The organism is Paenarthrobacter sp. 22069 (assembly GCF_052046035.1).
Classification (GTDB): domain Bacteria; phylum Actinomycetota; class Actinomycetes; order Actinomycetales; family Micrococcaceae; genus Arthrobacter.
Window position 1 is genome coordinate 25,356 of sequence record NZ_JBQEQF010000033.1, and the last position, 6,708, is coordinate 32,063.

Below are 6,708 nucleotides of genomic sequence, written 5' to 3' on the forward strand. Positions count from 1 at the left end.
TTGCATGTCGGTCCTCCCCAACTTCATGACAACAAATTTCCGACAACCCCGGTTGTCACCACCAACCCCTCGGTCCCCATGAATCACAGACCACCCAGCCCTCCCGGGAGGAAACCCATCATGACTGCTTCAGTGAACGTCCCCCTCAAGCGCGGAAAACTCGCTTCATCATTGCCCGCCGGGCAACTGGCGGAAATCACCGAACTGTTCGAGTTCCGGCGCAAGGGATATTCCCTCGATGCACCCTTCTACACGGACCCCACAATCTTCAGCCTCGACATGGAGGCCATTTTCGGCCAGCACTGGATCTTTGCCGCCAGCACCGCCGAACTGCCGGAACCGGGCGACTACGTCACTGTCGACTACGGCCCCTATTCCCTGATCGTGCTGCGCAACGACGACGGCGGCGTGAACGTTCTGCACAACGTGTGCCGCCACCGCGGCGCCCGTGTGCTGACCGAATCCACCGGATCAACGGGAAACCTGGTCTGCGGCTACCACTCGTGGACCTACTCGCCCACCGGCGACCTGATCCACGCTTCGGCCCCGGGGGAAACGAAGTTCGACAAGAGCTGCTTCGGCCTCAAGCGCGCCCACGGCCGCGAGGTCGCCGGCCTCATCTTCGTCTGCATTGCAGATGAACCGCCGACAGACTTCGACGAAACCGCAAAAATCTTTGAGCCCTACCTCGCACCCCACGATTTGTCGAAGACGAAGATTGCCTACCAGCAGAACATCATCGAAGAAGGCAACTGGAAGCTCGTCATGGAGAACAACCGTGAGTGCTACCACTGCGACGGCCACCCCGAGCTTGCCTGTTCCCTCTTCCCCACCTGGGGCCTCACGGAGGGGCTCATCCCGGCGCACCTTGAGGAGGTGTGGGACCGCAACAAGAACGCACAGTCCTCGCTCGAGGAGCGCTGCCGCCGCTATGGCCTCCCCTACGAAGTAGTTGAGGAGCTGGACACGCGCATCGCGGGAATCCGCATCTCACGGGAATCTCTGGACGGTGAGGGCGAATCGTTCTCGCCCGACGGACGCCGGCTTTCCAAGAAGCTGCTTGGCGACTTGCGGGACTTCCGCCTTGGCCGCTGCTCGATGCACCTGCAGCCCAACAGCTGGTTCCACTTCCTGGGAGACCACGTCATCACGTTCGGTGTCTTCCCCATCAACGAACACCAGTCCCTGGTACGCACCACCTGGCTGGTGGCTGACGACGCCGAAGAGGGCGTCGACTACGACCTGGACAAGCTCACCTACACCTGGAAGCAGACAAACCTGCAGGACAAGGCGTTCGTGGAACTGTGCCAGAAGGGCGCCGGCAGCCCCGCGTACCAGCCCGGCCCGTACATGAAGAGCGAATACCAGGTAGAGGCATTCATCAACTGGTACGTGCAGCGCGTTCAGGAGCACTTGGCATGACGGAACTCCTTACCGAAACGGTAGTCCAGGAGCCCCACCGCATACGCGGTCTTGAGATGCCGTGGAACAGGGTCATGGGCAGCACGGAGGCACCCGCCCGCGCTGCCCGTGCATTGGGTCCCTGGCATCCGCAGGAGTTCATGGCCGAATGTGTCGAGACCGTACCCGAGGCCGGCGGCATGATGACGTTCGTGTTCCGCCGCTGCGATGGTGCACCCCTGGCGTTCCGTGCCGGCCAGTACGTGAATATCGCCTTTCCGGTGAACGGCGAGGACCAGGACCCGGTGGACCGCAGCTACTCCATCTCCAGCTCGCCCACCGAGCCGTGGACCTTCAGCATCACCGTCAAACGCGACTCCAGCGGGCTGGTGTCACCGTGGGTGCATGAGAACGTCAAACCCGGGACCGTCCTCGACATGCTGGGGCCAGTAGGAGCCTTCCACCTGCCCGACGCCGACCGGCGTGCACGGTACCTCTTCCTGGCCGCCGGCGCAGGCATCACTCCCATCATGTCAATGCTGCGGACCATCCACTCGCTGCCCGGAACGGCAGACGTGGTGGTGCTCTACCACGGTGCGGAAGCCGGCGGTTTTGCCTTCGACCGGGAGCTGGCCTACATTGCCTCCGTCGATTCGCGCGTCAAGGTCTTCTATTCACTGGGCGACCGGAGCAAGCCGGAAGGGTGGGCAGGGCTCAGCGGACGGCTGACGGCTGCCATGATCGACGAGGTTGCGCCCGATGCCAACGGCCGCCAGGTCTATGCCTGCGGCCCAGAGGGCTACCTGAACACCGCCTCGGAATTGCTCCAAAAGGTCGGCGTCGATGACACCTCCATCTACATGGAATTCTTCTCAGGGGATCGCCAGACGCTCCTTGAATACCAGGCAGAAATCGCGCTTGCGACGGACATCGCTGAGGAAATTGCGGAGGAAATCGCCGATTCCGCCGAGGACTATTTCGAGAGCCAGCCCAGCGCTTTCGGGCTTTACGAGCCCGGCTACGATGCCGATGGAACGTTGAAGGCAACGGGGCTGCCGCTGGAAACGGTCGACCCGGATGCTCCCGCCGCCGGCCACAGTTCAGCTACGGAACCGGCAGCCGCGACCCCCGACGCCTCGAGCTTTGACACCGTGGGAACGGGCAGCCTCACTTTGTCCTTCATGCGGACGGGCATCAATGTCCTGATCGACCCGGACGAACATATCCTCGGAGTGGCCCAGCGTGCAGGCGTCCGTATCGGCGCCAATTGCAAGGAAGGCATGTGCGGATCCTGCAAGGTCGTCAAGCTTTCCGGCGAGGTGGAGATGAACCACCAAGGCGGTATCCGGGCACGTGAGATTACGGCGGGCAAGTTCCTGCCCTGCTGCTCCACCGCGCTGACCGACATGGTTATCGATGCCTAGCCGCGGCCCGGAGGACCCTGTCCGGGCACATCGTTCCACCCATCAGCTTCACGAAAACTGACAACAACTGCCTCGCGGAAGGTCTGATGCAGCCAGCGTCAGGCCTTCCCTGCCAATTCGAACACCAACCATAGGAGCCATGCCCATGTCAGGTAACAAAGCCGTTGCTTACAAGGAGGCCGGAGTCGTCGAGGTCATCGACACCCCTTATCCCTCGTTTGAACTGAAGGCCGGCCCCGGCGTCAATCCCGCCAATGTTGGCCGGAAGGTCCCGCACGGGGTCATCGTCCGCACCGTGAGCACCAACATCTGCGGCTCGGACCAGCACATGGTCCGCGGCCGCACCACTGCCCCCGCCGGGCTCGTCCTGGGCCACGAGATCACCGGCGAAGTCATCGAGACCGGACCCGACGTCGAGTTCATCAAGGTCGGAGACATTGTTTCTGTCCCCTTCAACATCTCCTGTGGACGCTGCCGGAACTGCAAGGAACGCAAGACGGGCATCTGCCTGAACGTCAACCCGGACCGCCCCGGATCCGCCTACGGCTACGTGGACATGGGCGGATGGGTTGGCGGCCAGGCCGAGTACGTCCTGGTCCCCTACGCGGACTGGAACCTGCTGCGGTTCCCCGACCGGGACCAGGCACTGGAGAAGATCATGGACCTGACCATGCTCTCCGACATCCTTCCGACCGGTTTCCACGGCGCCGTCACTGCGGGCGTCGGCGTCGGATCCACGGTCTACGTGGCCGGAGCCGGCCCGGTGGGCCTTGCCGCGGCCGCCAGTGCCCAACTACTCGGAGCCGCGGTGGTTATCGTGGGCGACCTTAACGAAGACCGCCTCGCCCAGGCCCGGTCCTTTGGCTGCGAAACCGTCAATGTGGCCAACGGCGACCCCGCCGACCAGATCGAGCAGATCCTCGGCGTCCGGGAAGTCGACTCCGGCATCGACGCCGTCGGCTTTGAGGCCCGTGGACACGGCCACGGCGCACAGGAGGCACCGGCCACCGTCCTCAACTCGCTGATGGACCTCACCACCGCCGGTGGCTCGGTGGGCATTCCCGGCCTTTACGTCACCGGGGACCCTGGTGCCGCGGACGAAGCCGCACGGAAAGGCAGCCTGTCCCTGTCCCTGGGCACCGGCTGGGCAAAGTCCCTCTCCTTCACCACGGGTCAGTGCCCCGTGATGAAGTACAACCGCCAGCTGATGATGGCGATTCTGCACGACAGGATCCAGATTGCCAAGGCGGTCAACGCCAAGGCCATCCCGCTGCACGATGCTCCCCGGGGATACGCGGAATTCGACGCAGGAGCCGCCACGAAATACGTCCTGGATCCGAACGGCTACCTCAGCAACTAGTCCGAGGTAGGAGGGCTCACCAGCGCAGGCCAATGCGGCCGTTGCACCACCGTACCGAACGGTGGTGCAGCGGCCGTGTCCTCTTAAGAGAAGAACCTGTCCGGCTATAAGAAGAATCCTGTCCGGCTTCCCCTTTTTCGGCGCTTCTTCCCCTGACGCGGGCAGTGGCCCCCTCCCCGCCAGTGACACGGTTTGTGTTGCTCGGCATGGGGCACACATTTGAAATCGCAGATATATCTTACTTCAGTCCTTGATATATAAGTTCTATACTAGGACGCGGTCCTTAGCAGGACCTCACCAACTCAATGAGGAGTGGAACCTATGCAGAAACTCGCGCACCGGCTCGAACGCCTGGGCACCGAAACTGCCTTCAGTGTCGCCCAGGCCGCCGCTGCCTGGAAGGCGAAGGGGAACCCCGTTTACCCCTTCCACCTTGGCGACATCAACATCCCAACGGCCCCGAACATCGTCGAAGCGATGAACCGTGCCATCGCCGACGGTTACACGGGCTACTGCCCCGGCCCCGGGATCCCGCAGTTGCGGGAGGCCCTCGCGGACGACCTCGGGGCCCGCCGCGGTATCGAGTTCTCCCCCGACAACGTCGTGGTGATGACGGGGGGCAAGCCGGTTATCACCAAGTTCCTGCAGGCAGTCATGAACCCCGGCCAGGAAGTGCTGTATCCGAACCCCGGCTTCCCGATCTACGAATCGCAGATCGAGTACCTGGGTGGCACCGCCGTCCCCTACCGCTATCTGCCCACGAGCCAGGGCTTCGCGATTGACCTGGACCAGGTGCGCGCCTCGATTACCCCGAATACGGTCGCAATCATTTACAACGACCTGCAGAACCCGATCTCGGCCGAGTCGACGAGGGCAGAACGGGAGGCGATTGCCCAGCTCGCGCAGGAGCACGACCTCTGGGTACTCTCCGATGAGGCATACTTCGAAACCCGCTATGAGGGAGTCTCCAGCTCGATCGCCTCGCTTCCCGGCATGGCGGAGCGCACGGTGATCCTCTACACCTTCAGCAAGAAGTTCGCCATGACCGGCTCCCGCCTGGGCTGCGCCGTCGCTCCGATCGAGATCGCCAAAATTCTCAGCACCCTCAACACCAACGATGAGTCGTGCACGACGCATTATGTGCAATGGGCCGGGATCGAAGCGCTTCGCGGCACGCAGGAACCCGTACAGCAGATGCTCGACATCCTGCGGGTGCGCCGGGATGCAGCATGCGAACTCGTGAACGATATCGCCGGCATGCACGTGGCCGTACCGCAGTCCACGTTCTACCTTTTCCCCGACGTCAGCGAGGTCATGGAGCGTATGGGCTACACGGCAGTCGGCGATTTCGCCTCCGCAGCCCTGTACGAAACCGGCGTCTCCTTCTGCACCCGAGAGCACTTCGGCCGCCGCCAGCCCGGCGAAGAGCGGCAGTACATCCGGCTCGCCTATTCGGGCATCGACGTCGCCGATATCCGCGACGGCCTCGGTCGCCTGCGCAAGTGGATTGAGACGGCATGAGCCGGGTCGTCGTCACGGGACGCATACCCGAAACCGCTCTTGAGAAGCTGCGCGCCGAGCACGAAGTCGATGCCTGGTCCGGCCCTGAATCGATTGGCCGCGAGGAACTCCTGCGCCGGGTAGCCGGCGCCGATGCCGTGGTGAGCCTGCTCACCGAACGCATAGACGCAGAGCTGCTCGACGCCGCCGGCCCGCAGCTCAAAGTGGTCGCGAACGTCGCCGTCGGCTACGACAACATCGACGTGCCCGCCTGCACCGAACGGGGCATCGTGGCCACCAACACGCCGGGCGTGCTCACGGAGGCCACGGCCGACATCGCGCTCGGCCTCATCCTCGCGGCGACCCGACGGCTCGGCGAGGGGGAACGGCTCATCCGCTCCGGCCAGGCCTGGAAGTGGGGCATGTTCTTCCTGCTCGGCAGCAGCCTCCAAGGCAAGACACTCGGCATCGTCGGCATGGGCGGCATCGGCCAGGCCACCGCACGCCGGGCCAAGGCCTTCGGCATGGAAATCGTCTACCAGTCACGCAGTGAGATCGACCCCGCGATTGCAGCAGAGCTTGGTGCCCGGCGCGTTGAGCTCGATGAGTTGCTGGCCATCTCCGACGTCGTCTCCCTGCACTGCCCCTACGGGCCTGCCACGCATCACCTGATCGGCGCCGGACAACTCGCTTCGATGAAGAGTTCGGCATACCTCGTTAATACCGCGCGCGGACCGATCGTCGACGAGGCAGCGCTCGCTTCTGCGCTTCGCGATGGGCAGATCGCGGGCGCCGGGCTGGACGTCTTTGAGAACGAGCCCAGTGTGCACCCCGGATTGCTCGAGCTTGAGAACGTGGTGCTCGTGCCGCACCTCGGTTCCGCCACCGTCGAGACCCGCACGGCGATGGCAATGCTGGCGGCCGACAATACCCTGGCTGTGCTCAGCGACGAGCGACCGCCAGCCCCGATCAACTAGCCGCACGGGCACTCCGTGTGTGAAGTGGTCACGCATCGGGCGGGCA

Annotated in this window: 5 protein-coding genes; all 5 read left to right on the forward strand. The window is 63.7% G+C overall.

Annotated elements, in window-relative coordinates:
• Positions 1 to 120: 120 nt before the first annotated feature.
• Complete coding sequence (locus ACTJK0_RS19745) at positions 121 to 1,422, forward strand: aromatic ring-hydroxylating dioxygenase subunit alpha (RefSeq protein WP_110543245.1); 1,302 nt, start codon at positions 121 to 123, stop codon at positions 1,420 to 1,422.
• Entirely contained in the window at positions 1,419 to 2,825 is a 1,407-nt protein-coding gene (locus ACTJK0_RS19750) for a ferredoxin reductase (RefSeq protein WP_110543247.1), read from the forward strand. Before ACTJK0_RS19745 ends, ACTJK0_RS19750 begins: the two co-directional genes overlap by 4 nt.
• Positions 2,826 to 2,970: 145 nt before the next feature.
• Positions 2,971 to 4,185: a formaldehyde dehydrogenase, glutathione-independent gene (fdhA, locus tag ACTJK0_RS19755; protein WP_440746325.1), complete on the forward strand. Its 1,215-nt coding sequence runs from the start codon at positions 2,971 to 2,973 to the stop codon at positions 4,183 to 4,185.
• Positions 4,186 to 4,506: 321 nt separating this feature from the next.
• Positions 4,507 to 5,706, forward strand: a complete 1,200-nt coding sequence (locus ACTJK0_RS19760) for a pyridoxal phosphate-dependent aminotransferase (protein ID WP_440746326.1) — start codon at positions 4,507 to 4,509, stop codon at positions 5,704 to 5,706.
• A complete protein-coding gene (locus tag ACTJK0_RS19765; RefSeq protein WP_440746327.1) occupies positions 5,703 to 6,662 on the forward strand; it encodes a 2-hydroxyacid dehydrogenase in 960 nt (319 codons plus the stop codon). Before ACTJK0_RS19760 ends, ACTJK0_RS19765 begins: the two co-directional genes overlap by 4 nt.
• Positions 6,663 to 6,708 lie beyond the last annotated feature (46 nt).